The following is a 25,174-nucleotide window of genomic DNA, read 5'->3' on the forward strand; positions in this document are numbered from 1 at the left end:
CGCCGCAGACTTGTCGTTTCAGGACATCAACGGCTTATTCGGCCGCGTCGGTCTTGATCACGCCGCGGCGGATCTGGTCTTCCTCGATGGACTCGAACAGGGCGCGGAAGTTGCCTTCCCCAAAGCCCTCGTCGCCCTTGCGCTGGATGAACTCGAAGAAGATCGGACCGATCACGGTCTTGGAGAAGATCTGCAGCAGGATCTTGGTCATGCCGCCGTTCACGACGCCCTCGCCGTCGATGAGGATCCCGTGCGTCTTCATCCGTTCGATGGGCTCGTCATGACCGTTCACGCGGTCGTGGGACCGTTCGTAATAGGTGTCCGGCGGTCCGGGCATGAACTTCAGCCCGTTGTCGGCGAGGCGGTCGGTTGAATCGTAGATGTTGTCGGTCCCGACCGCGATGTGCTGGATGCCTTCGCCCTTGTATTTCTTCAGGTATTCCTCGATCTGGCTGGTATCGTCCTTGGACTCGTTCAGCGGGATGCGAATCTTGCCGCAAGGCGATGTAATCGCGCGGCTGACGAGGCCGGTGATGCGCCCGTCGATGTCGAAGAAGTGGATCTGGCTGAAGTTGAACAGGTCGCGATAGAAGTCCCACCACTTGTCCATGTTGCCGCGATAGACGTTGTGGGTCAGGTGATCGAGGTAGTAGAAGCCGACGCCCTCGGGCTTCGGATTCCGCTCGTCCAGCCACTCGAAGTCGGCGTCATAGGCGCTCCCCGACGCGCCGTAGGTCTCGACGAAATAGAGCAGCGAGCCGCCGATGCCGACGATCGCCGGAACGTCGAGGGTCTTGTCGTCGCCCTCATAGGGCGTTGCGCCCCTGGCAACCGCATGATCGAACGCGTGTTTCGCGTCGACCACACGCCAGGCCATCGACGGCGCGCAGGGGCCGTGCTCCTCGACGAAGCGCATGGCGTGGGAGCCGGGCTCGGCATTCAGCACATAGGTGATGTCGCCCTGGCGATAGAGGGTGATCGCCTTGCTGCGGTGGCGCGCGACGGGCTCGTACCCCATGCGGCGGAACAGCGCGTCGAGCTTTTCGGGCTCGGGATGAGAGAACTCGACGAACTCGAAACCGTCGGTCCCGGCCGGGTTGTCCTCGGTGATCTTCGCGGGCGGTGCGTCGTGCGGAAAGGGTCCCATGGTGTCCTCCTCAAGACTGTGAGTGACCGGAGACGGTCCGGTCCCGTGCCTTCAAGTATGGGGCGGAGGACGTGCAATGAGTGTGCAATCGGCTTAGTTTCGGCGGAGAATTTCGAAAACTTGTGCGAATTTTGTATGGATCATGCACGAAATGAGCGAGCTCGACGGATTCGATACGAGGCTTCTCGTCCTCCTGCAGGACGACGCCGGACTGACCAACCAGCAGCTGGGCGACCGGATCGGCCTTTCGGCCTCCCAGGTCTCCAGGCGGCGCCAACGCCTGGAACAGGCGGGAGTGATCCGGCGCTACCGGGCCGATATCGATCCGCTCGCGACGGGATTTTCCGTGGTCGCCTATGTCGGGGTGGCGCTGCAGGCGCACAGCCGTCAGAACGCGAGCCGGTTTCGCGATCTGGTGCGCATGTTGCCGGAGGTGCAGGAGGCCCATGCACTGACCGGGGACGTGGATTACATGCTCAAGGTGGTGGTGACCGACCTGCCTGCTCTGTCGCGCTTCATCAACGACGAACTGCTGCCGCATGACTCGGTGCGCAACGTGCGGTCCTCCATCGCCATGGAGACGCTGAAGGACGACAACCGCCTGCCGTTCCCGGCCGCGTTGCGCTGACGTTCCGCTCGCGGCCCCGGCTTGCTTGCAAGCCCGCTCGGGTGACCCCATCTGACAGGGCGGCCGGCCTGATGTCGCCGCAGCCGACAGACCCCAAAGGAGCCCTGGCGATGTTCGACGCGAAATCCCTTCTCGACCAGTTTCTCGGCGCCGGCGGCCAGTCGGGTGGCGGGACCGGTGATGCCGCGCGCCGGTCGTCCGGGTCCGATGACCTGATGGCGCGGGGGCGGGACTTCCTGTCGAACCAGGGTGGCGGTCTCGCGCTTGGCGGCATTGCCGGCCTGCTTCTGGGGTCCAAGACCGGACGCAAGGTCGGCAAGACGGCGCTGACCTATGGTGGCATGGCGCTGGTGGCCGGCCTTGCCTACAAGGCGTATCAGGGATACCGGGCGAACCAGGACGGCACCGCGCGTCCGCAGTCTCCCGCCGGGAACCCGGCGGCCCTGGAGGCGCCGAAGGGCACCGGATTCGATCCCGCGCAGGCGCCCGGCGGCGCGGACGCCTTCGCCGTGACGCTGCTGAGCGCGATGATCGCGGCCGCCAAGGCCGACGGGCATATCGATGCCGAGGAGCAGGGGCGCATCTTCGACAAGATCGCGGAAGCCGGACTCGATTCGGAGGCGAAAGCATTCCTGATGGACGAGCTTCGCGCGCCGCTCGACCTTGATCGCATCGTGTCGGGCGCGCGCACGCCCGAGCAGGCGCTGGAGGTCTATGCCGCCTCGCGCCTGGCCATCGAGCCGGATCTTCCGGCGGAAAAGGCCTATCTGGACATGCTGGCCGCACGGCTCGGCATCGAGCCCGATCTGGTCGCGGAGGTCGATCTGGCGGTGCGCGAGGCGCAGGCCGCGTCCTGAACCTTCGACGACTTGCCTTCCCCCCTCGGGCAGGGCATCGTTCCCCCAAACATGCAAGGCCCGTGCTTTTCGGGCCGAAGGGAGGAGCGATGCCGGGGGACGTGCGCGATCTGGGCGCCTGGGACTATGTGATCGTCGGGGCCGGATCGGCGGGCTGCGTGCTCGCCAACAGGCTTTCCGCGGATCCGGACATGAAGGTTCTCCTGCTCGAGGCGGGCGGACGAGACGACTATATCTGGATCCACATTCCCGTCGGATACCTCTACTGCATGGGCAATCCGCGCACGGACTGGGGCTTCAAGACCGCCCCGGAAGCGGGATTGAACGGCCGCTCGCTGGCCTATCCGCGAGGACGTGTCCTGGGCGGATGCTCGGCGATCAACGGCATGATCTACATGCGCGGACAGGCGCGTGATTTCGACGGCTGGCGCCAGGCGGGCCTTGAGGGCTGGGGCTGGGACGACGTGCTGCCGCTGTTCCGCCGCGCCGAGGATCATTACGAACTGTCCGACGATGTACATGGGCAGGGCGGGGAGACTCGCGTCGAGCAGCAGCGCCTGTCCTGGGACATTCTCGATGCCGTGCGCGATGCCTGTGAGGAAATCGGCATTCCGAAGGTCGACGACTTCAACCGTGGCGACAATTTCGGGTCCTCCTATTTTCATGTCACGCAGCGCGGCGGCATTCGCTGGACGGCGGCCAAGGGCTTCCTGAAGCCTGTCGCGGGCCGGCCCAATCTCAAGGTCGTCACCGGCGCGCAGGCGCGGCGCATCGTCCTGGGCGAGACCGGGCGGGCCGAGGCGGTCGAACTGACCGTGGACGGCGTTCCCGCGATCGCCCGTGCCGATGGGGAGATCATCCTGTCGGCCGGAGCCATCGGTTCGCCGCAACTGCTGGAGCTGTCGGGCATCGGCGATCCGAAGGTTCTGGGCAAGACCGGCATCGATACGCTGGTCGAGGCGCCATCCGTCGGCGGGAACCTGCAGGACCATCTCCAGATCCGCACGATCTTCAAGGTGTCAAACGCCGTCACGCTCAACGAACGGGCAGGTTCGCTCTTCGGCAAGGCGCGTATCGCGCTCGAGTACGCGCTGTCGCGGTCGGGGCCGATGTCGATGGCACCGTCGCAACTCGGCGTCTTCGCCAGGTCCGCCCCGGCCTTCGAGACCGCGAACGTGGAATTCCACGTCCAGCCGCTGTCCCTCGACAAGTTCGGTGAGCCCCTGCATCCCTTCCCGGCGATTACCCTCAGCGTCTGCAACCTGAGGCCGGAGAGCCGGGGCAGCGTGCATGTGGTTTCGCCCGATGCGGCGGCCCATCCCGAGATCCGGCCCAACTATCTGGCGACCGCCGGGGACTGCCAGGTCGCGGCCGACAGCATCCGCCTCGCCCGGAAGGTGATGGCCAGCGACGCCATGCAGCCGTTCTCGCCGCGCGAGCACCTGCCGGGAGCGCTCGTGCGCTCCGACGAGGATCTGGCCCGGGCAGCCGGCGACATCGGCACGACGATCTTCCATCCGGTGGGAACTTGCCGTATGGGAAGCGACGAGGCCTCGGTGGTCGACGCGCGTCTCAACGTGCGCGGCGTGCCGGGTCTCCGGGTGGCCGATGCGTCGGTGATGCCGACGATCACCTCGGGCAACACCGCCGCGCCGACGATGATGATCGCGGAGAAGGCGGCGGAGATGATCCGCGCGGACCGGCGCGCCGCGATGCCTGCCGGACGGGCCGCGAGCGTCGGCGGGTAAGCCGGCGCAGGCGCTGCGACACGGGTACCGCAGAACAGGCAGGGCGGAATACATGCTGATGCGCAAGGCAAGGCGTCATGGCGCGCATCTTCTTGTCGCGGGCATCGCGTTGCCGGCGGTCGTGCTCGTCGGCTGGATCACCTTCGTCACCGCCGACCGGCTCTTCGGCGCCGAGGTCGTCACCCGGGCCGATGCCATCCTGTCGGTGCAATCGGCGACGCTTGAGCGCCAGCTCGACAAGTTCCGCCTTCTGCCGCCGCTCCTCGCGCAGCGCCCGGACGTGCGCGCACTGATTGCCGCCCGCGACAGGGACAAGGGCGAGCGTACGGCGGCGATTGCCGCCGGCATGGCGGGCGCGGACGAGGTTGCCTTCCTCGACCGGCAGGGCGTTCTTATCGCAACGAGCCACCTCGTACCGCGTCTGGCCATCGTCTATCCGCAGGATATCGGGCCGTTGCCTTTCGCCGAGGCGCTGGAGGGGCGACTGGGGCGTGCCTATCGTCAGGGAACGCCCCAGGCTCCCGGATCCTATGTTTTCGCCTCGGCCGTGCGCGACGAGACGGGCGTGATCGGCGTCGTGGCGGTACGGGTCAGTCTCGCGGAAGTGGAACAGGCATGGGCCCTCACCCCGGCGCCCATCGTCGCCGTGGATGCCGACGGGTCGATTGTCGCTTCCAACCGTGCCGAATGGCGCGGCCAGAAGCTTGGCACCCATGTACAGGCGACCGGCGCGCGGACCGTTCGACAGCGCGTGGCGGGAGAGAGTGGCCGCTCGGGGCCCGGAGGCGAGGCCGGCGCCATGACGGTGCGCATCAACGGAGATGACCGGGGCGCACCCTATCTGATGGTCGACCGGACGCTGCCGGTTCTCGACTGGCGCATCGCCGCCTTCGCCGACCTTTCGGACGCCGTGTCGCAGGCGCGCAAGGCCACGGCCATTGCGGTTCTCCTGATGCTGCTTCTGTCCGGCGGCGCGTGGGTCGCGGCCGACCGGCGACAGGCGGCGCTGCGCCGGATGCGCGAGAACCGGCTTTCGGCCCTGCGTCTGGAGCGCAAGGTGAGGTCGCGAACCCGGGATCTGTCGGAAGCCAACCGCCGCCTTGCCGAGGAGGTGAGGGAACGCGAGGCGGCCGAGGCCGAATTGCGCTCCATGCAGGCGGATCTCGTGCAGGCGGCCAAGATGGCGACGCTAGGGCAGATGTCGGCGGCGCTTTCACACGAGTTCAACCAGCCGCTTGCCGCGATCCGCTCCACCGCCGACAACGCGCGCCTTTTCATCGAGCGCGAGAAGCCGGAGCGGGCGCTTTCCGGCCTCGACCGTATCGTCGGCATGGTCGAGCGGATGGCCGAGATCTCGAGAATCCTCAAGGGATTCAGCCGCCGGGCCGGAACCGACCTGAAACCGACGGCCGTCAAGCCGGCGCTCGACGAAGCGGTCATGCTGCTCTCGCCAAGGCTCAAGCAGTCCGGTGCAAGTCTTGTCATCGATCCGGTCGATCCGTCGATCCGGGTCCTGGGCGGCCATGTGCGGCTGGAGCAGGTGCTGCTCAATCTGGTGGCCAATGCCCTCGATGCCGTGGAGGGGCGCACGGACGGGCTCGTGCGTGTCGAGGTCCGGACACTGGAAGACGGCAATGTGGTCATCCGGGTCGCGGACAACGGGCCGGGGATCGATGCGGATGTGATGGCCCGGGTCTTCGACCCCTTCTTCACCACCAAGGATGTGGGAAAGGGCTTGGGACTGGGATTGTCGATCGCCTACAAGATCGTTCACGACTTTTCGGGAACGCTCGTCGCGGGCGCCGCGCCGGAGGGCGGGGCGGAGTTCACCGTGCGGCTTCGCGCGGCCGATGCGGCCCTCGACGCGGCGCAGTAACCCGGCAGGCAAGCGAATACGGCGGGGGGTACATGGACAGGGCAAGTGTCTTGCTGGTCGACGACGAGCCGGAGCTGCGCGAGGCACTGGCGGAGGGGCTGGAACTCGCCGGCCACGACGTCACGGCCTTTGCCGGACCGGTGGGGGTGAGCGGGCATCTCGGCCGCGAGTTCTACGGTGTGCTCGTCACCGATATCCGGATGCCGCAGACCGATGGTCTCGCCCTGATGCGCGAGGCGCTCGAGATCGACCCCGCCCTGCCGGTGATCCTCATAACCGGTCATGGCGACGTGCCGCTGGCGGTCGAGGCCATGCGCGGCGGCGCCTATGACTTCATCGAGAAGCCGTTTCCCGTGAGTCGGCTGTCCAACGTAATCGAACGGGCGCTGGAAAAGCGCCGCCTCGTGCTGGAAAACCGCGCCCTCAGGGTGGAACTCGAGCGCCGCACCGGGCTGGACGGACGCCTTGTCGGCCGGTCGGCGGCGATGGAACGGCTCAAGGGCCTCGTCGCGGTGCTGGCGGACACGGACGCCGACGTGCTCATCATGGGAGAGACGGGGGCGGGCAAGGAGGTGGTCGCGCGGGCCCTGCACGAGGAGGGGCGCCGGCGCGGCGGTCCCTTCGTGGCGCTCAACTGCGGCGGCCTGCCGGCGGAGATCATCGAGTCGGAGCTCTTCGGCCACGAACAGGGGGCCTTTACCGGTGCGGCCCGGCAGCGCATCGGCAAGCTGGAACATGCGCAAGGGGGGACGGTGTTTCTCGACGAGATCGAGTCGATGCCGCTCGATCTCCAGGTGAAGCTCCTGCGCGTGATCGAGACGCGCAGCATCGAGCGGCTCGGCTCCAACGTCTCCATTCCCCTCGACATACGGTTCCTCGCCGCGACGAAGGAAGACCTCGAGGCGGCGGGCAACCGGGGTCAGTTCAGGAAGGATCTCTTCTATCGCCTGAATGTGGTGACGCTCGACGTTCCGCCGCTGCGGGCACGCAAGGAGGACATTCCGCTTCTCTTCCATCACCTGGCGCGCGAGGCGAGGGCCCGCTACCGGCGCGAGATCCCGGACATCGGCCAGGCGCAGATGAGCGCGCTCATGGCGCGGGACTGGCCGGGCAACGTGCGCGAACTGCGCAACGCGGCCGACCGCTTCGTGCTCGGTCTCGAGAATGTCGCCCTGGCCGAGGACGGCGCCGGGGAGACGCTGTCGGAACGTGTCGCCGCCTTCGAGCGCGCCGTGATCTCCGACGAGCTCGCGCGGTCGGGCGGGCGCATGAAGGAGACCTACGAGCGCCTCGGGCTGTCGCGCAAGGCACTCTACGACAAGATCCGCCGCTACGGGCTCGAGCGCGACTGAGCCCGTCCGCCCGGTGGTGTGTCGCCCGCTACCCATTCGTGTCCAGGCGATGTGTCACCGATGACCCGCCGGGGCGGGCCGCGGGGCATCGGGTGTCCGCGAAGGGCGCTGAACCCGGTGCTTTCCCTTTGCTCGCGCATATTGGCACATGGCTTGCTATCATGATGGCGCGAATGACTGGCCGGGGGGCATGACACACCCGGTCGGCGCAACCGGCCGCGTGCCATCCGGCAACGCGGCCCGACCAGTGTCTGGGAGGACATCATGAAGACTTTCGCTCTTGCGGCCGTCGCGGCCGCAACCTTCGCCCTTGCGTCTCCGGCTCTTGCCGAGGACTGCCAGGATGGCGAGATGGTCATCAAGTTCAGCCACGTCGTCGCCGCCTCGGGTCATCCCAAGGGCGATGCCGCGACGATGCTCGCCGAGCGCGTCAACAAGGAGATGGACGGCAAGGCCTGCATGCAGGTGTTCCCGAACTCGCAGCTCTTCGACGATGACAAGGTGATGGAGGCCCTGCTTCTGGGCGACGTCCAGCTCGCCGCACCGTCCCTGTCGAAGTTCGAGGCCTATACGCTCAAGTACCGCCTGTTCGACCTTCCCTTCCTGTTCAACGACCTGAGCTCGGTCGACCGCTTCGCGGCCAGCGAGCCGGGCAAGAACCTGCTCAACGCCATGACCGACGTGGGCTTCATCGGCCTCGGCTACTGGAGCTCGGGCATGAAGCAGTTCTCGGCCAACAAGCCGCTGCTGGTGCCCAGCGATGCGGAAGGGCTGAAGTTCCGCATCCAGACCTCGGACGTCGCCGAGGCGATGATTGCGGCCATGGGTGCCAACGCCCAGAAGCTCGCCTTCAAGGAAGTCTACGGCGCGCTTCAGACGGGCGTGGTGGACGGTCAGGAGAACACCTGGTCGAACATCTACACCCAGAAGTTCTTCGAGGTGCAGGACGGCATCACCGAGACCAATCACCAGGTGCTGGCCTACCTTCTGGTCACCTCCGACGAGTGGCTGGGCGGTCTCGACGATGATGTGCGCGAGCAGTTCCTGAAGATCGTCGACGAGGTCACGATCGAGGCCAACGCGCAGGTGGCGGCCAAGGAAGCGGCCAACCGCCAGAAGATCCTCGACGCGGGCAGCACGATCCGCGTTCTGACGCCGGAGCAGCGCAAGGCCTGGGTCGACGCGATGAAGCCGGTGTGGGGCGAGTTCCGCGACGACATCGGTCAGGACCTGATCGACGCCGCGCAGTCGTCCAACAACGCCGGCTAAGCACCGACGTGACAAGCCGGCGGGGCCTGGGTTTATGCCCGGTCCCGCCGGCCACGCCCGCGCTCGAGCGCGAGCGCGATGTGCAAGCAGCCGCCCGATCCTCGCAATCACGGGCGGGCAGGCAACGCGTTCCGAAAACATAACGGCCCCGCATGGACGGGGATGCCCATGGGGGGACAGATGCAACGCGTCGACAATTGGGTCACGCGCTTCGAGGAGGGCGTCATCGCCTTTCTTCTGGCCGCGATGACCATCGTTTCCTTCACGCAGGTCGTGGCGCGCTACGGCTTCAACTCCGGCTGGACCGGCGCGCTCGAGTTCACCCGGATCCTCTTCGCCTGGCTCATCCTGTTCGGCATGAGCTACGGGGTGAAGATCGGGTCGCATCTGGGTGTCGACGCGGTGATCCGGCTGTTTCCCCGTCCCGTCTTTCGCGCGCTTGCCGTTTTCGGCGCGCTTTGCGGCGTCGCCTATGCGGTGATCCTGCTGCACTCGGACTGGCTTCAGATCTTCGGCGCCAACGCCCGTGGCGGCGCCTGGGACTACTGGTCGAAGATGTACAAGATCGGCATCGGCCTCGACGATCTCAGGTACCCCGAGTTCGTGCAGGACAGCTTCGGCGTCCAGGAGCGGGTGCAGCGCTGGATCGCCTATCTGATCCTTCCTGTCGGACTGGCCCTGTTCGCGTTCCGTTGCGCGCAGGCCGTCTGGCAGATCCTCACCGGTGAACGCGAGATGATGATCGCCGCCCACGAGGCGGAAGAACTCGTCGCCGAAAACAAAGACGTTCTGAAGGACTGAGGGTCACGACATGGAAGCCGCCGTTCTCTTTATCCTCGTCCTCGGCCTGCTGTTTCTCGGCGTGCCGATCGCCATTTCGCTCGGTCTGTCGAGCGTGCTGACGATTGCCTTCTTCTCCAACGATTCCGTCTCCTCCGTCGCCCTGCAGCTTTTCACGGCGTCGCAGAACTACACGCTGCTCGCGATCCCCTTCTTCATCCTGGCCTCGGCATTCATGTCGACGGGCGGCGTGGCGCGGCGCATCATTCGCTTCGCCATCGCCTGTGTCGGGCACTTTCGCGGCGGACTTGCGATCGCAGCCGTCTTCTCCTGCATGCTCTTCGCGGCGCTGTCGGGATCCTCGCCGGCAACGGTGGTCGCCATCGGCACCATCGCCATCGCGGGCATGCGGCAGGTGGGCTACACCAAGGAGTTCGCGGCGGGCGTGATCGCCAATGCCGGCACGCTCGGCATTCTCATTCCGCCTTCCATCGTGATGGTCGTCTACGCCGCCGCGACGGATGTGTCGGTCGGGCGCATGTTCCTGGCCGGCGTCATTCCGGGCCTTGTCGCGGGCCTCATGCTGATGGTCGCGATCTACGTCAACGCGCGCATCAAGAACATGCCGAAGCAGCCCTTCGCGGGCTTCGGCGAGGTGCTGTCCTCGGCCGGTGAGGCGGGCTTCGGCCTGCTGCTCATCGTCATCATCCTGGGCGGCATCTACGGCGGCGTGTTCACGCCGACCGAAGCCGCGTCCGTGGCGGCCGTCTATGCCTTCCTGATCGCGGTCTTCATCTATCGCGACATGGGCCCGCTCAAGGGTGTGCCCATGCGCCATCCGGGAGAGAGCCTTGGAGAGGCTGTCGCGCGCAACCTCTGGCTGACCGTGATCCGCTTCGTGCCGGCCTGCTTCCACAAGGACACGAAGAAGGTGCTGGTGGACGCGGGCAAGACGACGATCATGCTGATGTTCATCATCGTCAACGCGCTGCTGTTCGCCCACACGCTGACGGCGGAGCGCATCCCGCAGGCGATCACCGACTGGATGATCGGGGCCGGCTTCACCTGGTTCACCTTCCTGATTGCCGTGAACATCCTGCTGCTGATCGGCGGGCAGTTCATGGAGCCCTCCGGTCTGCTGCTGATCGTGGCACCGGTGGTGTTCCCCATCGGTATCGAGCTCGGGGTGGACCCGATCCATCTCGGCATCATCATGGTGGTGAACATGGAAATCGGCATGATCACGCCGCCGATCGGTCTCAACCTGTTCGTGACATCAGGAATAACGGGGATGAGTCTTGTGCAGGTGGTCCGCGCCGCGGCTCCCTTCGTGCTGATCCTGATGCTGTTCCTGGTGCTGGTGACCTATGTGCCGGCGCTCTCCACCTGGCTGCCCTACTCGCTGATGGGGCCGGAGATCATCACGAACCGCTAGGCCCCCAGGAAACCCGTTGCACGAGGCCGCCCGGAAGATACCGCTTGTCGGTGACCTTCCGGGCGGCCTTTGTTTGTGCTCACCCCATGGCGGCAAAAGGATCTTTCTTGAACGCGGCCTGAGGAGAAAATTTCGTCTTTCGAGATGCCTTGCGCCCCGCCCGTTCGAAAGCACATTTGGCGTACTGTCTGGTACGGTTTCCGTCAGTCGTCATGCCTGTGGGGAGGGACTAGCCGTGCAAGGTACGACAGGAGGCGCGCGCCCGCGCCTGCTCTTTCATCCAGGGCGCAGCAATCCGGTCCGGATCAACGCTCTCGGCGCGCCTTCGGCGCGTCACGTGCGTCTGGCGCTGGAGCCGGGGCGAACGCTCTACGAGGCCATTGTCGAGCCGCTGGCCGGCATCGGCATCCGCAATGCCTCTCTGACCATTCTGGGAGGCACCTTCCAGCGCCTCTCCTATTGTGTTGCTCCGCCCGATCCGAGCGGGCGGGCGGTGATCGCCTACACCGCGCCGATCGACGCCGGCATGGCCGAGATGGTTTTCGGCAACGCCACTCTCGGGGTCAGCCTCGACAACAAGCCGCTCGTTCATTGCCACGCCACGATCCGCACCGGGGACGGCGAGATGCGCGGCGGCCATATCCTGACCGAGGACTGCATCGTCGGTGTCGATCCGATTCCGGCCCTGGTCACGGGGCTCGAGGGCTTCGACGTGCGCCAGGCGCATGATCCGGAGACGAACATTCCGCTGCTTCAGCCGATGAAGGAGAGTGCCTGATGGGAGAGATGAGCCAGGATCCGGGGGCCGTCGTCGAGAGTGGCCGGATGGGTCGCGTCGCCTATGCGCGTATCGCTCCCAACGAGGATCTCGTCCACGCGGTGGAGAAACTCTGCCTTGCCGAAGGGTTCCGCAATGCCTTCGTGCGCGGTGCGCTGGGCAGCCTGGTGGATGCGACGCTTGCAACCCAGTCGGGCGACGTTCTGCAGATCAGGGGGCCGGCGGTCGAGATCGTCAGCCTCGCCGGCGAGGTGCGCGAACAGGGCGACGGGTCACTTTGCGCGCGGTTGTCGGGTGTCGTGGCCGACACGGAGGGACGCATTTTCGGCGGACCGTTCGTGCCCGGCGGCAACATGATCTGCATGACTTTCGAGATCACGCTCGAGGAGTGGATTCCCGACGCGGCCGGGTAGGGCGCCTCGTCCGGGTTTTCCATGCGTGAAATCATGAAAAAGGGGCGGTCTCTCGCGAGGCCGCCCCTTTTTGGTCATTCGGCCGAAGGTGGCCCTCAGGCGAGAATCAGCAGCTCGAAGGTGACGCAGACCGGGTTCGCCCCGTGCACCAGAACGCCCTGCGAGATCCCGCCGTCCATGCCGACGAGTGCAATGTCGAGGCGCGCGCGCGAACCCGCGTCGCCGGTGCTGACACGTCCGTCGAGGATCATCACCTCGGTCGCATAGGAGGTCACATGCGTGCCGTCCTCGTAGTCCGCGCCGATGAGACTGCCCAGTCCGACGACCCGTGCGTCGCCGATGCCGTGCTCCTTGCAGATTTCCTCGATCTGCTCGCAGATGTCGCCGTTCGGGCGAACGGTCGCCAACACCGCCTTGCCGCCCGCCTCGCCGGCTGAAACCGGAGCGCGCGGCACGGGAGCGAAGAGGCGGAAGTTGGTTTCCGCATCGTCCGCGACCTCGAGGATCGCGCCCGACAGGCCGATGGCCGCGACCTCCACGGGTTTTGCGACCTCCGCGTCGAAGGGCAGCAGATGTCCCATCTTCAGGCCTTCGCCCGCCTCGTCCCACTGGCCATGGCAATGGAAGAAGGGCTCGCCGTCGCGCCGGCCCATGTGGACGCTGGCGGAGCGGATCGTGCCGCCGCCATCCGGGCTGCGGGTGTCGCTGTACCATGCCGCATGGCTGCCATCGGGGCTTGCCGCCGGGATGACGTAGTCCATGCGGGCCATGGGCACGTCGACGAGTTCCACGAATCCGCCTTCGAAGCCCTGGCTTGCGAACGCCTCGGCAATAGCCGCATTGATCGACCGGCCGGGCTCGAGGGTCAGCTTCAGCGGAACGGCGCGGCAGGCCGCCGAGGCGTGCCGCGTCTCAGCTAGAGGTCCGGGATGGCTGATCGTGCGGAGGCTCATGTCGCCAGGCCTGCCGTCACGAAACCGCCATCGACGGTGAGGATGTGGCCGGTGACATAGCTAGCCTCATCGGACACCAGGAAGGCGACGGCATTGGCCACTTCTTCCGGCGTTCCGTAGCGACGCAGGGGCACGCGGGCATGCCACTGGGCGCGAACGTCGTCGGTGTGGACGGCGCGGGCCAGCGGCGTGTCGATCGGACCGGGCGCAACCGCGTTGACGCGAATGCCGTCCTGTCCGAGCTCGTTGGCCATGACCAGCGTCATCGTGTTGACACCGCCCTTGGACCCGCCGTAGGCGCTGCGCCCCTTGTTTCCGGCGATGCCGGACACGGAGCTGATGTTGACGATGGACCCGCTCTCGCCGTTGGCCTTCCAGTGCCGGGCCGCAGCCCGCGCGATCAGGAAGGTGCCGGTGAGATTGATGTCGACGATGCGACGGAACTCGTCGACGCCCATGTCGACCGTGGGCTTGTCGGCGCCGATGCCGGCGGAATTGACCACACCGGCAAGCCGGCCGGTCCCGGTGACGGCGTCAATCGCCGCACCGACCGACTCCTCGTCGGCGACATTGCACACGATGCCGTGCGAGGCGTCGAGCCCGAGTTCGGCGCAAGCGGCGTCGAGCGCCTCGCGCTTCAGGTCGAGAAGGAAGGGCGTGTAGCCCTTTTCCTTCAGGACGGCGGCGGAGGCGAGGCCGATGCCCGAGGCGCCGCCGGTGATGGCGACCGCGCCCTTGTCGGATGTTCCAGTCATATGCTGCCTCCTCTTCAGGCCTTGGCCGTCTCTGCGCCGGGGATCTGGCCGCGCTTCGCCAGTTCCTCACGCACCATCTTCTTGGTGATCTTGCCGTAGGCGGACTTCGGCATTTCCTCCCAGAAGATCACCTGCTTGGGCAGCTTGTAGCGGGCCACCTTGCCGTCGAGCCACTCGCGCAGGTCGATAGCATTCGTGTCCGTGCCCGGGCGCGCGATGCACACGGCGACGCCGACCTCGCCCCAGACCGGATCCGGCACGCCGAGCACGGCTGTCTCGCTGATGTCGGGGTGCAGCAGGATCTTTTCCTCGATCTCGCGCGGGTAGATGTTCGACCCGCCGGAGATGTACATGTCCGAGGACCGGCCGGTGATGTAGAAGAAGCCTTCCTTGTCCATGTGGCCCAGGTCGCCGGTGCGGAACCAGCCGTTGCGGAACGACTTGGCGTTGGCTTCCGGGTTGTTGTAGTAGCCGGCGAACACCGCCGGGCCGATGACGCAGATCTCGCCCGTCTCGCCGGGAGCGACTTCCTCGCCGTCATCGTTCTGGATCTGGACCTGCATGCCCGTGCGCTCGAAGCCGCAGGTGCCGATGCGCGCGGCCTCGTGATCCTCCGCGGAATGGAAGGCGGGCGGCAGCACGGTGATGTTGCCGGTCACCTCGCCCAGGCCGAAGTACTGCACCAGCACGGAGCCGATGGTCTCCAGCGCCCGCTTCTGGTCGGCGCGGTACATGGGCGCGCCGGCGTAGATCACGTACCGCAGGCTCGAATGGTCGAACTTCTCGACAGAGGGGTCTTCGACCAGCATCTTCAGGATGGTCGGGACGGTGAAGATGTTGGTCACCTTCCACGTCTCGACGATCTCCCAGATCTTCGCCACGTCGAGCTTTTCCGCCGGGGGCAGGATCGTCTTCGCGCCGTGGGCGACCTGGACGAGCTGGTGCACACCGGCGCCGTGGGACAGCGGCGCGACGACGACGGAGGCGTCGTCGGAACCGGTTCCCGGCATCAGGTCGCACAGGTGGTTCGTGATGACGAAGGCCATCTGGCCATGCGTCAGAACCGCAGCCTTCGGCCGGCCGGTGGTGCCGGAGGTGAAGAAGAACCAGCACGGGTCGTCGCGGTCGACCGCTTCATGGGGAAGCGTCTTGCCGGCGTGACGGGAGACGATCGCGTCGTAGTCCTCGCCGAACTCCGCCTCGCCGATGGCGATAACGAAGTCCATCTCCTCGCGGCATGCGGCGGCATGGTCGGGGAAGGCCGCGCCGCAGATCATGCCGCGCGAGCCGCTGGCCGAGGCGAGGTAGGCGACCTCGCCGGGCGACTGACGGTAGTTGGTCGGCACGAAGACCGCGCCGAGCCGGAAGCAGGCGAACATGGCCTCGAACATCTGGTTGCAGTTCGCCGACTGCACCAGGATCCGGTCACCCTTTGTGACGCCGTACTCGTGGCGCAGCGCGTGGGCCATGGCGTTGACCCGGGCTTCCATCTCGGCCCAGGTCCACACCGTGTCGCCCCAGACGAAACCCGGCTCTCCCGGATTGCGACGGGCCGACTGGGACAGGAAATTGGCGAGGTTCATCACACGCGTGGTGCAGGGGGCAACGCCCCCCTTGGGATCGACAGCGGACATTACTTGACGCGCTCCAGGATCGAGACGTAGTTGGCGACGGCCGCGCCGCCCATGTTGAAGACGCCGGCCACTTCGGCCTTGGGGAGCTGGATGTCTCCCGCCTCGCCGGCAAGCTGCATCGCGGCCATGACGTGCATGGACACGCCCGTCGCGCCGATGGGATGGCCCTTCGACTTGAGGCCGCCCGAGGGGTTGATCGGCAGGGCGCCGTCGCGGGCGGAAATGCCATCGCGAATCACCTTGTGGCCCTCGCCCGGCTTCGCGAGGCCCATGGCCTCGTATTCGATCATCTCGGCGATGGTGAAGCAGTCGTGGGTCTCCACGAAGGAGAGGTCCGTGACGGCCAGGTCGGCCTGCTCAAGGGCGCCGGCCCAGGCACGGCGCGCGCCCTCGAAGGCGAGCATGTCGGCGCGGTGGGCAAGTGCCAGGATGTCATTGACCTGCTTGCGCGCACGAAAGGCGATGGCGCGCTTCATGCCGGCCGCGGTCTCCTCGTCGGCAATGACGAGCGCCGCCGCGCCGTCGGAGATCAGCGAGCAGTCGGTCCGGCGCAGGGGACCCGCGACGTAGGGGTTCTTGTCCGAAACCGTGTTGCAGAAGTCGAAGCCGAAGTCGCGGCGCATGTGGGCGTAGGGGTTGTGAAGGCCGTTCGAGTGGTTCTTGGCGGCGATCATGGCAAGGGCGTCGGAGCGGTCGCCGTAGCGCTGGAAATAGGTCTGCGCGATGCGTCCGAAGAGCCCCGCGAAGCCACCGTCGACGTTGGCTTCTTCCTTGCGGTAGCAGGCGTTGAGGAGGATGTCGCCGACCTCGGCCGTCGGGGTGGCGGTCATCTTCTCGGCACCGACGACGAGCGCGATGCGTCCGCGCCCGGACTCGATGAAGTCCATCGCGCTGTAGAGGGCGGCGGATCCAGTGGAGCAGGCGTTCTCCATGCGCACCGCCGGGACGTAGCCCAGCTCCTCATGGCCCATGGCGACGAGGGCGCCCTGGAAATCCTGCTTGGAGAAGCCGTTGTTCATCACGCCGACGAAGATGCCGTCGACATCGGCGGCGCCGATCCCGGCATGTTCCATCGCCGGAACCGTGACGGAGGCCATCAGGGCTTCCGTGTCCTCGAGCTCCGACTTTCCAAAGGGCGAGTGCGCCCAACCGACGATCTGTGCCTTGGTCATTTGAAAGTCCTCCGCGTTTGCGGCCTGTCAGGCGCACCTTTGCGCCTGGAAAAGAGGGCCGTGAGCTTTCCTTCGATCCTGTCCACCTCGCGGCGGAGCAGGCTTGCCAGTTCTTCCTGCCTCGGTTCCTGCATCCGGGAATCGATGGCGGCGATGCTGAGGGCGCCGGCAACGCGCCCGTCGGGGAAGCGGAACGCCATTCCGACGCCCCACGAGTTGGTCACGATGAGCCCCGGGTTCAGGGAAAATCCGCGCCGCCGGGCAAGTGCCACATCGGCGCGGATGCGCTCGGGCGGCAGGCCGGGATAGCGTGTGGCGATGGCCTCCGCATTGGCCGCCAGCGTCGCCTCGACCTCGTCGTCGGGAAGGGCCGCCAGCATGGCAAGCGACCCCGCGCCGATGCCGAGCGGGTGCTCGAACCCGGCCTGCAGCGCATGGGTGCGAATGGGATAGGTGCCTTCCTCGCGGTAGAGGCAGAGCGAGAGCGCCTCGCGGGGCACGGACAGGAAACTCGTGTCCTGGCTCGTCTCCGAAAGGCGCATCAGGCTCGACCGGCAGATCTCGAGCAGCCCGAAGCGCGGCGCGGCGAAGGTGCCCAGGACATAGGCTTCCTCGCCGAGAAAATAGAGCCGTGTATCGTCCTCCTGCTCGACGAGCCCGCCACGCATGAGCGCCAGAAGCAGCCTGCGCACCGTGGGCTTGTTGAGCCCGCTGTCGGCCACGAGCTGGGACAGCGATGCTCCGCGCCCGGCATGGCGGCCGACCAGCGACAAGAGCGCAAGCGCACGATCCACGCTCTGAGCCCCGCTCAGTGGTGCCACCAGATTCCTCCCAAAGGTCCATAATATGGATCTATATCATAGGGGGAACGGCGGGGATCTGTAAAGATCTCCGTTTTTCCTTGCGGAGCGTGTGTGGAATTGTAAATTGTTCGGGGGTTGACGGAAGAAAGTCGGTCCACATAATGAACCACACATGGCGAAGCCACGCGAAAATCCGTGCGGCGCGCTGTCAGTCGACATGATGGAGGTCATGTCGCACGTCCCGGTCGGAACCTGTGTCCGGGGCCTAGCATTGACGGAGGAGACCTCATGAAATTGTCCAAGCTGGGCGTGCTCGCCCTTTCGACTGCGATCGCCTGTGCCGCGGCCTTCGCTCCGGCCTCGGCCGAGACGCTGCGCCTGTCGCACAACACCGGCGACACCACGAGCTGGCACAAGGGTTCGGAGAAGTTCGGCGAGCTTCTGTCCGAGGCCACCGACGGTGACTACACCGTTCGCGTGTTCCCCAACGCGCAGCTCTCCGGCGGCGACCAGATGAAGCAGGCGGAGATGGTGAGCCGCGGCGTTCTCGACTTCGTCGTGACGTCCGCGATCAACGTGACGCCGCTCGTTCCCGAGATGGCCGTGTTCTCGCTGCCGTATCTCTACTCCAACTACGAGCAGGTCGATGCCACGACGCAGGGCGCGCCGGGCGAGAAGATGACCGAGATCATGGCCGGTCACGACATCGTCGTGCTGGCGTGGGGCGAGAACGGTTTCCGCGAGGTGACCAACAACGTCCGCCCGATCAAGACGCCCGAGGACATGAAGGGCCTCAAGATGCGCGTCGCGGGGCCGATGTACATCGACGTCATGAACGCGCTGGGCGCCAACCCGCAGCAGATGCAGTGGACCGAGACCTTCCCGGCGCTGCAGCAGGGCGTGGTCGATGGCCAGGAAAACCCGATCGGCGCGGTGATCATTCCGCAGCGCGTCTACGAGGTGCAGAAGTACCTCACGACCTGGCACTACTCCTATGACCCGATCTTCATCGGCGTCAGCAAGTCGCGCTGGGACAAGTTCGACGACGAGACCAAGGCGAAGGTTCGCAAGGCGGCCGAGGAAGCCATGGAATACCAGCGCGAGATCACGCGTCAGGCGACGGCCGAGGGCATCACCTTCCTGCAGGAGAAGGGCATGGAGGTCTACGAGCCGACCGCCGAGGAACTGCAGGCGTTCCGCGAAGCCACCAAGCCCGCCTTCGACACCTGGGCCGCGAAGGTTGGCGACGATCTGGTGAAAAGCTTCCAGGACACTGTTGCCGCGAACAAGTAACGGCTGATAACGACAGGGACCGGCGCACGCGCCGGTCCCTTTTCATTCCGTCCGGTCGCCCGCGCCGATCGTCCGGATTTCCGCCCCGCGCCCGGGAGCTCCGTGATGACTTTCATCCTGCGCAATGCGGAGATGATCGCCTGTGCGATCATCTTTCTCGCAATGACGACGCTCGGATTCGTGAATGTGGTCGTGCGTTACACGACCAGCTACTCGCTTGCCGCCTCAGAGGAACTTCTCACCAACGGGTTCCTGCTGCTGACGATCTTCGGCGCCGCCGTGGCCGCAAGGCGCGGCGAGCATCTCGCGGTGACCCTCTTCTACGAACTTCTGCCGCGCGGCCTGCGCAAGCTGGCGCTCCTGCTCTCCGGCGGACTGTCGCTGCTCCTGCTGCTGCTGTCTGCCTGGTTCTGCCTCGAGCTGGTTCAGAACCAGCTTTCGAGCGGCATCCGCTCCTACGCGCTGCAGGTCCCGGCCTGGTACTACAGCATTGCCGTTCCCTTCGGCTTCTTTCTGATTGCGGTGAGGCTGGCCCAGCATCTCGTTGACGAATGGCGTGCACTCACGAAGTCGGAGCGTGGTCATGTTTGATCTGGGCGCGGGCACGCAGATGCTCATCCTCTTCTTCGTCTTCCTGATGCTGCGCCTGCCGGTGGCCTTCTCGCTCGGCCTCTCCGCGCTTTACGCCATGTGGACCCTGGGTTTCGGCCTCGACCTCGTCGGCGACCTCATCACGGCCGGCATCACCAAGTTCTCGCTTCTCGCGATCCCCTTCTTCATCCTTGCCGGCACGCTGATGGGCTCTCTCGGCATCGCCGAGCGCATGATCCGCTTCTTCCGCGTGCTGATCGGCAGCCTGCCCGGCGGCATGGGTGTCGTGGGCACCGTGGTCTGCCTCTTCTGGGGCGCGGTCAGCGGGTCCGGCCCGGCCTCGGTCGCCGCCATCGGACCGCTCATCATCAAGGGCATGGAGGAGGACGGCTACTCGCGCGCCTTCGCCGCCGGTCTGGTGTGCACGGGCGCCGCGCTGTCGATCGTGATCCCGCCCTCCATCGGGCTGGTGATCTATGGCGTCATCGCCGAAACCTCGATCTCCGAGCTCTTCATCGCCGCGATCATCCCGGGCTTCTTCATGGGGCTGCTGATGCTGGCGACGCTGCCCTTCGCGAAGAAGTCGGGCGCTCCGGCTGGCGCGCCCAGCCTCGACCGGCTGATGCCGATGCCCGACGCCGAACTGGGCTACGGCCAGCGTGTGATGAAGGCGTTCATCTCGTCGTTCTGGGGCCTGATGACGCCGGTCGTCATCCTCGGTGGAATCTACTCGGGCGCCTTCACGCCGACCGAGGCGGCGCTGGTTGCCACCGTCTATGCGCTCGCCGTCGGCGGCCTCGTCTATCGCACGCTGACGTTCGACGGCCTTTACCGCTCCCTTTCCGATGCCGCGGCCTCGTCGGCCGTGGTGATGCTCGTCGTCGCCTACGCCAGCCTGTTCGGCTGGGTCGTTACCGTGGACGACGTGATTGGCCAGTACTCGCAGGCGCTTCTGGGCCTAAGCCACAACGAGTGGGTGATCCTCGCCGTCATCATGCTGGTGATCCTCGTCGCCGGCATGTTCATGGATGCGGTCACGATCATGTTCATCTGCCTGCCGATCTTCCTGCCCGTGGCACGCGAACTCGGCTGGGATCCGGTCTGGTTCGGCATCGTCGTCATGATCAACCTGGCGATCGGGCTGTTCACGCCGCCGGTGGGCATCAATCTCTATGTGGCGGCGAATGTCACCCGCCTTCCGCTTGAACGTGTCGCGCAAGGGGCGGTCCCGTTCCTGCTCACGGCGCTGCTGGGGCTGGTCATCGTCGCGGCCTTCCCGCAGATGTCGCAGTTCCTGGTTGAGGTCCTGCGTTAGGCGTTCAGTCATCCCGGAATGCAAGAAGGGCGCGGCCGGCTGGCCGCGCCCTTTTTCGTTCTGCCTTGGTTCGTTCCGCCATGCGGCGTGCCGCAGCCCTCAGGCCTGGATATAGGCCGTCTTGACGATGGTGTAGAACTCGCGGGCGTAGGTGCCCTGTTCGCGCGGGCCGTAGCTGGAGCCCTTCCGGCCGCCGAAGGGGACATGGTAGTCGACACCGGCCGTCGGCAGGTTGACCATCACCATGCCGGCCTTGGAGTTCTTGCGGAAGTGGGTCGCCGCCTTGAGCGACGTGGTGCAGATGCCGGCCGACAGTCCGAAGTCGGTGTCATTCGCGACGGCAAGGGCCTCGTCGTAGTCGGCGACCTTGATGACGGAGACGCAGGGCCCGAAGATTTCCTCCCGGCACACGCGCATGTCATTGCGTGCGCCGGCAAAGATCGCCGGACGCTGGAAGAAGCCGGGCCCCTCGATGCGCTCGCCGCCGATGACCTCGCAGCCCTCCTCGCGGGCAATGTCCACGTAGCCGAGGTTGCCCTCGAGCTGGCGGGCGTCCACGACCGGTCCGACCTGCGTGGCGGAGTCGAGCGCGTTGCCCACCTTCAGCGCCTTTGTCGCCTCGGCGAACTTCTCCAGGAAGCGGTCGTGGATCCCTGCCGTCACGATGACGCGGGAACTTGCGGTGCAGCGCTGGCCCGTGGAAAAGAAGCCGCTGTTCACGGCGGCGGAAACGGCGATATCCAGATCGGCGTCATCGAGAACCACCATCGGGTTCTTGCCGCCCATCTCGAGCTGGACGCGCTTGCCGCTTTCCGCGCAGGCGACCGCGATGCCCCGCCCGGTGGGAACGGAGCCGGTGAAACTGATCGCGTCGACGCCGGGATGCTCGACAATGCGGGCGCCGACGACCGAACCGCGCCCCATGACGAGGTTGAACACACCGTCCGGGCAGCCTGCATCCTTGAGGATGTTCGCGATCTCCCAAGCGCATCCCGGGACGAGATCGGCGGGCTTCAGGACCACCGCGTTGCCGTAGGCAAGCGCGGGAGCGATCTTCCACGCGGGAATGGCGATGGGGAAATTCCAGGGCGTGATCATGCCGATGACGCCGACGGCCTCGCGTTCGATCGTCACGTCGATGCCCGGACGTACCGAGGCGAGCGCGTCGCCCGCGTTGCGAAGAGCCTCTCCGGCAAAGAACTTGAAGATCTGCGCGGCACGTGCCGTCTCGCCGATGCCCTCGGCAAGCGTCTTGCCCTCCTCGCGGGAGAGCAGGCGGCCGATCTCCTCCTTGCGCGCCATGATCGCGGCGCCGGCGGCTTCCAGAACGTCATGGCGAACCTGCGGGCTTGCCGCACCCCAGGCCGGCTGGGCCGCGCGGGCTGCCGCGACCGCATCGTCGACGTCTTCCGGGCCGCCCTGGCAATAGGTGCCGATCACGTCGGACGTGTCGGACGGATTGACGTTCTCCGTGGTTCGGGCGCTTTCGCGCCACTCGCCGGCGATCAGGTTCGCGTGCACGGTCATGGTCATGTCCTCTTGGAAAGGCGGAAGGGCCGGGATGCCGGTCCCGTGACGACGGGATGCTCCCTTGTGGTGAGGCCACCGATCTCGGACAACCAAACGGGGAAGGTCAAGGCGTTGCGGCAAAAAAAGTGGCTGCGACGGCGCGACCGGGCGGGTACGGGCGGTGTTTTCGTCCGCATCCCTCCGGCTCATCGGCACGGGTCTTCGTGTCAGAGGATGCCGACACCCGAATGGGGGACGAACAGATAGCCGTAGAAGGCGTAGTTGGCGACCACGTCCTTGCCGGAAGACTGCGCGGTCGGACCCTGGTTCACCGTCCAGTTGGCGGTGGCCGGATCGGAAATCGGGTTGCCGGCGAAGTCGAAGTCGGTCACCTGATCGCCGCCATCCTTCTGGGACCAGGACTGGCTTTTCTGGTCGAAGCGCACCCAGTGATAGTCGCCCGGCCAGCCAAGGCTTGTGTCCGCGTCGGAAATCAGCAGGCAGACCGGGTGCCCGGACGACGAGTTGAGATAGCTCGACGAGGGGTAGGTCGTTCCGATCCACTGCAGGCCGTCCGCCTGGGCGCCGGTGACGACGGCGGTGCCCGTCGGCGGGAAATTCAGGAAGATGCCATTGGCCCGACCGGGCTGCGCGAAGGAGTTGCTGGCGATGTCGCAGCTGTAGTTGTAGCAGTTGTTGTTGGGCTGGAAGCGGTACGACATGAAGTAGCCGCTGTTGTCGGTTGCCGGCGCATAGACCGTCGGGCCGGTGTTGGCCTGGGTCGGCCCGTATTTCTGGATATAGACGGTTTTGCCGGTGGCCCTGTCGACAACCAGGACCGATTGGGGGGCAATGACGTGTGCCTGGTCGAGAACGGCGCGCAGCCGTTCGTCCTCAGGGTGGGGCATGCCGGAAAACCTGGGGTGAAGTGCCATGGTCGATCCTCCGCTGTGCGCCGCGTCTCCCTTCCCGGCCGGTTGTGATGGCCGTGCCATCCGCCCCGGCGGCGGAGCGGGGGGAGCAATCCTGAGGCCGCCGCCGTTGTCCCGCGGGTGACGGTCAATTTCCATCTTAAGTAAACATTGCCGTGAATATTGCACCATAAGAGTGTATTATCAAGGAGACGCTACGTCAGTTTTGTGAGGCCATCGCACAGTGCACCGTCTGAATATGTGATGCTTGCCGGATCGGCCGGCGCGGGGCATTCACCGGACGACCGGTTCCGCCAGGGGCGGGAGGCCATCAGGAGGGAACACTCATGTCGTTCAACATTCGTATTCTCTACACGGGCGGAACCATCGGCTCCGTGGACGATCCGCTCGCGCCTCTTTCCGGGCAGGATTTCTGCGATGCGTTCCGGAGCCTCGTCGAGCCGACGATCCTGGCGCGCTATCCCGGGGCGAGCGTGTCCTACGACTGGCTGGACCCGACGCTGGACAGCACCAACCTGCAACCGTCCGACTGGTGCGGGATCGCGCAACGGCTGGTGGGGGCGCCCGGCGACACCGCGCTTTACGGCAACCACGACGCCTTCATGGTGCTGCACGGAACGGACACGATGGCATGGACCGCCTCCGCCCTGTCGTTCCTGCTCACGGGCCTCGACAGGGCCGGCTATGCCACCGCGATCCTCTCCAAGCCGGTTGTCGTGACCGGTTCGCAGCTTCCGCTGTTTTTCCGCCCGACGCCGACGTCTCAACTGGCGATCAACTACGACACCGACGCGCTGCGCAACGTCCTCGGCGGGATCGAGACCATGCGGTCCGGGCTTCCGGCGGTGGGCCTCTTTTTCGATGACAAGCTGATGCTCGGCAACAGGACGCTGAAGACCAATGCGTCGCTGTTTCCCGCCTTCACCACGCCGGATTATCCGATCCTCGGCGAGATCGGCCTGGAGCCCTATCTGGCCAATGCCTATGCGCCGCCCGCCCCCTATCTGTCCTCGCTCGCACTCGACAATGCGGGACCGCTGGCCGCGCTGCAGAACCAGCTCGCTCATGTCGCCGCGTCGATCGACAAGGCGGATGTCCTGGTCTTCCCGGCTTTTCCGGCGCAATACAACGCTTCCGCCAGCCCGGCGACAAGCGCGCTGGCCGACATGCTGCAGGCAGCGCTTTCCGCCGACAATGGCCGGGTGAAGGGCGTGTTCCTCGAAGGGTACGGCGAGGGGAATTTCCCCTCGGGCGATCCCTCGGATGCGGAAAGCGGTGCCGTCTACAAGGTGCTCAAACAGGCGCATGACGCGGGCACCGTGATCGTCGCGGGCACGCAGGTGATCGGCGGCATCGTCAACTCGACCGCCTATGCGGCCGGATCCTGGCTGTCGGATGCCGGCGCCATCGGCAACTATGACATGGCGGGCCCCGCCACCCAGGCCAAGCTGCTGATCCTTCTGGCGCTTGCCGACTACAACGGCAACGGCTGGACGCAGGGCGACATCGAGACGCTGATGCGAACGCCGCTCGCCGGCGAAATGATGGGGGTCAACCGGCTCGACGCGCGCGCAAAGGGCTTCCTGCTGGCGGGACAGTCGATCGCCGCGCTGGACGGAAGCGCGACGCTCGTCAACGATCCCGACGATGGGCCGGTGCTGACCGACGACAAGGGAAACACCCTGTGGAAGCCGCTTGCGGGCAGCATCAAGGCGCCGGTACGTCTCGTCATGCAGGATGACGGCAATCTGGTCGTTTACGACCGCACGAACGCTCCGGTCTGGGCAACCCAGGACCATTCGGTGGGCCAGGCCTATTCGGCGCTGATCCTGTCAGGATCGGCAAGCGATGGCTCACTGGCACTTTACGTCTACGACTATCACAACGCCCGGGTCACGGCGACGCTCCTCGGAACGCCGCCGCAACTGGGATAG

The 25,174-nt window shown here is 66.0% G+C and carries 22 protein-coding genes; 14 read left to right on the forward strand and 8 right to left on the reverse strand.

The features are described from left to right. Positions 1 to 34: 34 nt before the first annotated feature. Positions 35 to 1,147: a 4-hydroxyphenylpyruvate dioxygenase gene (hppD, locus tag ACYX4S_RS00055; protein ID WP_476361424.1), complete on the reverse strand. Its 1,113-nt coding sequence runs from the start codon at positions 1,145 to 1,147 to the stop codon at positions 35 to 37. 151 nt (positions 1,148 to 1,298) lie between these two features. On the opposite strand from hppD, the gene ACYX4S_RS00060 reads away from it, so the two are divergent. The 10 genes from ACYX4S_RS00060 (at position 1,299) to ACYX4S_RS00105 (ending at position 12,283) form a co-directional block, all read left to right on the forward strand. Beyond that, positions 1,299 to 1,775, forward strand: a complete 477-nt coding sequence (locus tag ACYX4S_RS00060) for an Lrp/AsnC family transcriptional regulator (protein WP_293722587.1) — start codon at positions 1,299 to 1,301, stop codon at positions 1,773 to 1,775. A 110-nt stretch (positions 1,776 to 1,885) separates the two neighbouring features. Beyond that, positions 1,886 to 2,632: a tellurite resistance TerB family protein gene (locus ACYX4S_RS00065; protein WP_476361425.1), complete on the forward strand. Its 747-nt coding sequence runs from the start codon at positions 1,886 to 1,888 to the stop codon at positions 2,630 to 2,632. An 89-nt stretch (positions 2,633 to 2,721) separates the two neighbouring features. Next, positions 2,722 to 4,380 (forward strand): GMC family oxidoreductase, encoded by a 1,659-nt coding sequence (locus ACYX4S_RS00070; RefSeq protein WP_476361426.1) that lies wholly within the window; start codon positions 2,722 to 2,724, stop codon positions 4,378 to 4,380. Positions 4,381 to 4,432: 52 nt separating this feature from the next. Beyond that, positions 4,433 to 6,256, forward strand: a complete 1,824-nt coding sequence (locus ACYX4S_RS00075; protein ID WP_476361427.1) for a sensor histidine kinase — start codon at positions 4,433 to 4,435, stop codon at positions 6,254 to 6,256. 32 nt (positions 6,257 to 6,288) lie between these two features. Then, positions 6,289 to 7,608 (forward strand): sigma-54-dependent transcriptional regulator, encoded by a 1,320-nt coding sequence (locus ACYX4S_RS00080; protein ID WP_476361428.1) that lies wholly within the window; start codon positions 6,289 to 6,291, stop codon positions 7,606 to 7,608. 264 nt (positions 7,609 to 7,872) lie between these two features. Further along, positions 7,873 to 8,877, forward strand: a complete 1,005-nt coding sequence (locus tag ACYX4S_RS00085) for a DctP family TRAP transporter solute-binding subunit (protein ID WP_293722600.1) — start codon at positions 7,873 to 7,875, stop codon at positions 8,875 to 8,877. 180 nt (positions 8,878 to 9,057) lie between these two features. Further along, the gene (locus ACYX4S_RS00090; RefSeq protein WP_476362898.1) at positions 9,058 to 9,678 is read left to right on the forward strand and encodes a TRAP transporter small permease; all 621 of its coding nucleotides are present in this window, start codon (positions 9,058 to 9,060) and stop codon (positions 9,676 to 9,678) included. Positions 9,679 to 9,688: 10 nt separating this feature from the next. Then, positions 9,689 to 11,092, forward strand: coding sequence for a TRAP transporter large permease (locus tag ACYX4S_RS00095; protein ID WP_422070001.1), 1,404 nt, complete (start codon positions 9,689 to 9,691; stop codon positions 11,090 to 11,092). 235 nt (positions 11,093 to 11,327) lie between these two features. Continuing rightward, entirely contained in the window at positions 11,328 to 11,870 is a 543-nt protein-coding gene (locus tag ACYX4S_RS00100) for a PPC domain-containing DNA-binding protein (RefSeq protein ID WP_476361429.1), read from the forward strand. Then, positions 11,870 to 12,283 carry a PPC domain-containing DNA-binding protein gene (locus ACYX4S_RS00105; protein WP_476361430.1) on the forward strand — a complete coding sequence of 138 codons (414 nt, stop codon included), beginning with the start codon at positions 11,870 to 11,872 and terminating at the stop codon, positions 12,281 to 12,283. Before ACYX4S_RS00100 ends, ACYX4S_RS00105 begins: the two co-directional genes overlap by 1 nt. A 95-nt stretch (positions 12,284 to 12,378) precedes the next feature. Here the strand turns inward: ACYX4S_RS00105 and ACYX4S_RS00110 are convergent, their stop codons facing one another. The 5 genes from ACYX4S_RS00110 to ACYX4S_RS00130 are packed head-to-tail and all read right to left on the reverse strand — an operon-like array spanning position 12,379 to position 17,618. Further along, a complete protein-coding gene (locus tag ACYX4S_RS00110) occupies positions 12,379 to 13,236 on the reverse strand; it encodes a PCC domain-containing protein (RefSeq protein ID WP_476361431.1) in 858 nt (285 codons plus the stop codon). Further along, a complete protein-coding gene (locus ACYX4S_RS00115; protein ID WP_422069998.1) occupies positions 13,233 to 13,991 on the reverse strand; it encodes an SDR family NAD(P)-dependent oxidoreductase in 759 nt (252 codons plus the stop codon). The genes ACYX4S_RS00110 and ACYX4S_RS00115 overlap by 4 nt, the downstream gene beginning before the upstream one ends. A 14-nt stretch (positions 13,992 to 14,005) precedes the next feature. Then, entirely contained in the window at positions 14,006 to 15,625 is a 1,620-nt protein-coding gene (locus ACYX4S_RS00120) for an acyl-CoA synthetase (RefSeq protein ID WP_476361432.1), read from the reverse strand. Next, on the reverse strand, positions 15,625 to 16,797 hold the full coding sequence (locus ACYX4S_RS00125) for an acetyl-CoA acetyltransferase (RefSeq protein WP_476361433.1): 1,173 nt from the start codon (positions 16,795 to 16,797) through the stop codon (positions 15,625 to 15,627). The genes ACYX4S_RS00120 and ACYX4S_RS00125 overlap by 1 nt, the downstream gene beginning before the upstream one ends. After that, positions 16,794 to 17,618, reverse strand: a complete 825-nt coding sequence (locus ACYX4S_RS00130; protein ID WP_476361434.1) for an IclR family transcriptional regulator — start codon at positions 17,616 to 17,618, stop codon at positions 16,794 to 16,796. The genes ACYX4S_RS00125 and ACYX4S_RS00130 overlap by 4 nt, the downstream gene beginning before the upstream one ends. Before the next feature lie 270 nt (positions 17,619 to 17,888). Between ACYX4S_RS00130 and ACYX4S_RS00135 the strand changes: the two genes are divergently transcribed. From ACYX4S_RS00135 to ACYX4S_RS00145, 3 genes are all read left to right on the forward strand, one after another. Continuing rightward, complete coding sequence (locus tag ACYX4S_RS00135) at positions 17,889 to 18,893, forward strand: DctP family TRAP transporter solute-binding subunit (RefSeq protein ID WP_293722615.1); 1,005 nt, start codon at positions 17,889 to 17,891, stop codon at positions 18,891 to 18,893. Between the two features lie 105 nt (positions 18,894 to 18,998). Further along, positions 18,999 to 19,484, forward strand: coding sequence for a TRAP transporter small permease (locus ACYX4S_RS00140; RefSeq protein ID WP_476361435.1), 486 nt, complete (start codon positions 18,999 to 19,001; stop codon positions 19,482 to 19,484). After that, on the forward strand, positions 19,477 to 20,799 hold the full coding sequence (locus ACYX4S_RS00145) for a TRAP transporter large permease (RefSeq protein WP_476361436.1): 1,323 nt from the start codon (positions 19,477 to 19,479) through the stop codon (positions 20,797 to 20,799). The genes ACYX4S_RS00140 and ACYX4S_RS00145 overlap by 8 nt, the downstream gene beginning before the upstream one ends. Before the next feature lie 99 nt (positions 20,800 to 20,898). Here the strand turns inward: ACYX4S_RS00145 and ACYX4S_RS00150 are convergent, their stop codons facing one another. Both ACYX4S_RS00150 and ACYX4S_RS00155 read right to left on the reverse strand, forming a co-directional pair. Continuing rightward, positions 20,899 to 22,326: an aldehyde dehydrogenase family protein gene (locus ACYX4S_RS00150; RefSeq protein ID WP_476361437.1), complete on the reverse strand. Its 1,428-nt coding sequence runs from the start codon at positions 22,324 to 22,326 to the stop codon at positions 20,899 to 20,901. A 209-nt stretch (positions 22,327 to 22,535) separates the two neighbouring features. Further along, positions 22,536 to 23,243, reverse strand: a complete 708-nt coding sequence (locus ACYX4S_RS00155; RefSeq protein ID WP_476361438.1) for a hypothetical protein — start codon at positions 23,241 to 23,243, stop codon at positions 22,536 to 22,538. A gap of 323 nt (positions 23,244 to 23,566) precedes the next feature. Here ACYX4S_RS00155 and ACYX4S_RS00160 point away from each other — a divergent pair, with 323 nt between their 5' ends. Continuing rightward, positions 23,567 to 25,174, forward strand: a complete 1,608-nt coding sequence (locus ACYX4S_RS00160; RefSeq protein WP_476361439.1) for an asparaginase domain-containing protein — start codon at positions 23,567 to 23,569, stop codon at positions 25,172 to 25,174.

The sequence above is a fragment of the Stappia sp. ABD4_338 genome, assembly GCF_056312175.1.

What these genes read in the sequence shown, in the direction of transcription:
- hppD (WP_476361424.1), bottom strand. Translation starts at nt 1,147, where the DNA reads ATGGGACCCTTTCCGCACGACGCACCGCCCGCGAAGATCACCGAGGAC.
- ACYX4S_RS00060 (WP_293722587.1), top strand. Translation starts at nt 1,299, where the DNA reads ATGAGCGAGCTCGACGGATTCGATACGAGGCTTCTCGTCCTCCTGCAG.
- ACYX4S_RS00065 (WP_476361425.1), top strand. Translation starts at nt 1,886, where the DNA reads ATGTTCGACGCGAAATCCCTTCTCGACCAGTTTCTCGGCGCCGGCGGC.
- ACYX4S_RS00070 (WP_476361426.1), top strand. Translation starts at nt 2,722, where the DNA reads ATGCCGGGGGACGTGCGCGATCTGGGCGCCTGGGACTATGTGATCGTC.
- ACYX4S_RS00075 (WP_476361427.1), top strand. Translation starts at nt 4,433, where the DNA reads ATGCTGATGCGCAAGGCAAGGCGTCATGGCGCGCATCTTCTTGTCGCG.
- ACYX4S_RS00080 (WP_476361428.1), top strand. Translation starts at nt 6,289, where the DNA reads ATGGACAGGGCAAGTGTCTTGCTGGTCGACGACGAGCCGGAGCTGCGC.
- ACYX4S_RS00085 (WP_293722600.1), top strand. Translation starts at nt 7,873, where the DNA reads ATGAAGACTTTCGCTCTTGCGGCCGTCGCGGCCGCAACCTTCGCCCTT.
- ACYX4S_RS00090 (WP_476362898.1), top strand. Translation starts at nt 9,058, where the DNA reads ATGCAACGCGTCGACAATTGGGTCACGCGCTTCGAGGAGGGCGTCATC.
- ACYX4S_RS00095 (WP_422070001.1), top strand. Translation starts at nt 9,689, where the DNA reads ATGGAAGCCGCCGTTCTCTTTATCCTCGTCCTCGGCCTGCTGTTTCTC.
- ACYX4S_RS00105 (WP_476361430.1), top strand. Translation starts at nt 11,870, where the DNA reads ATGGGAGAGATGAGCCAGGATCCGGGGGCCGTCGTCGAGAGTGGCCGG.
- ACYX4S_RS00110 (WP_476361431.1), bottom strand. Translation starts at nt 13,236, where the DNA reads ATGAGCCTCCGCACGATCAGCCATCCCGGACCTCTAGCTGAGACGCGG.
- ACYX4S_RS00115 (WP_422069998.1), bottom strand. Translation starts at nt 13,991, where the DNA reads ATGACTGGAACATCCGACAAGGGCGCGGTCGCCATCACCGGCGGCGCC.
- ACYX4S_RS00120 (WP_476361432.1), bottom strand. Translation starts at nt 15,625, where the DNA reads ATGTCCGCTGTCGATCCCAAGGGGGGCGTTGCCCCCTGCACCACGCGT.
- ACYX4S_RS00125 (WP_476361433.1), bottom strand. Translation starts at nt 16,797, where the DNA reads ATGACCAAGGCACAGATCGTCGGTTGGGCGCACTCGCCCTTTGGAAAG.
- ACYX4S_RS00135 (WP_293722615.1), top strand. Translation starts at nt 17,889, where the DNA reads ATGAAATTGTCCAAGCTGGGCGTGCTCGCCCTTTCGACTGCGATCGCC.
- ACYX4S_RS00140 (WP_476361435.1), top strand. Translation starts at nt 18,999, where the DNA reads ATGACTTTCATCCTGCGCAATGCGGAGATGATCGCCTGTGCGATCATC.
- ACYX4S_RS00145 (WP_476361436.1), top strand. Translation starts at nt 19,477, where the DNA reads ATGTTTGATCTGGGCGCGGGCACGCAGATGCTCATCCTCTTCTTCGTC.
- ACYX4S_RS00150 (WP_476361437.1), bottom strand. Translation starts at nt 22,326, where the DNA reads ATGACCGTGCACGCGAACCTGATCGCCGGCGAGTGGCGCGAAAGCGCC.
- ACYX4S_RS00155 (WP_476361438.1), bottom strand. Translation starts at nt 23,243, where the DNA reads ATGGCACTTCACCCCAGGTTTTCCGGCATGCCCCACCCTGAGGACGAA.
- ACYX4S_RS00160 (WP_476361439.1), top strand. Translation starts at nt 23,567, where the DNA reads ATGTCGTTCAACATTCGTATTCTCTACACGGGCGGAACCATCGGCTCC.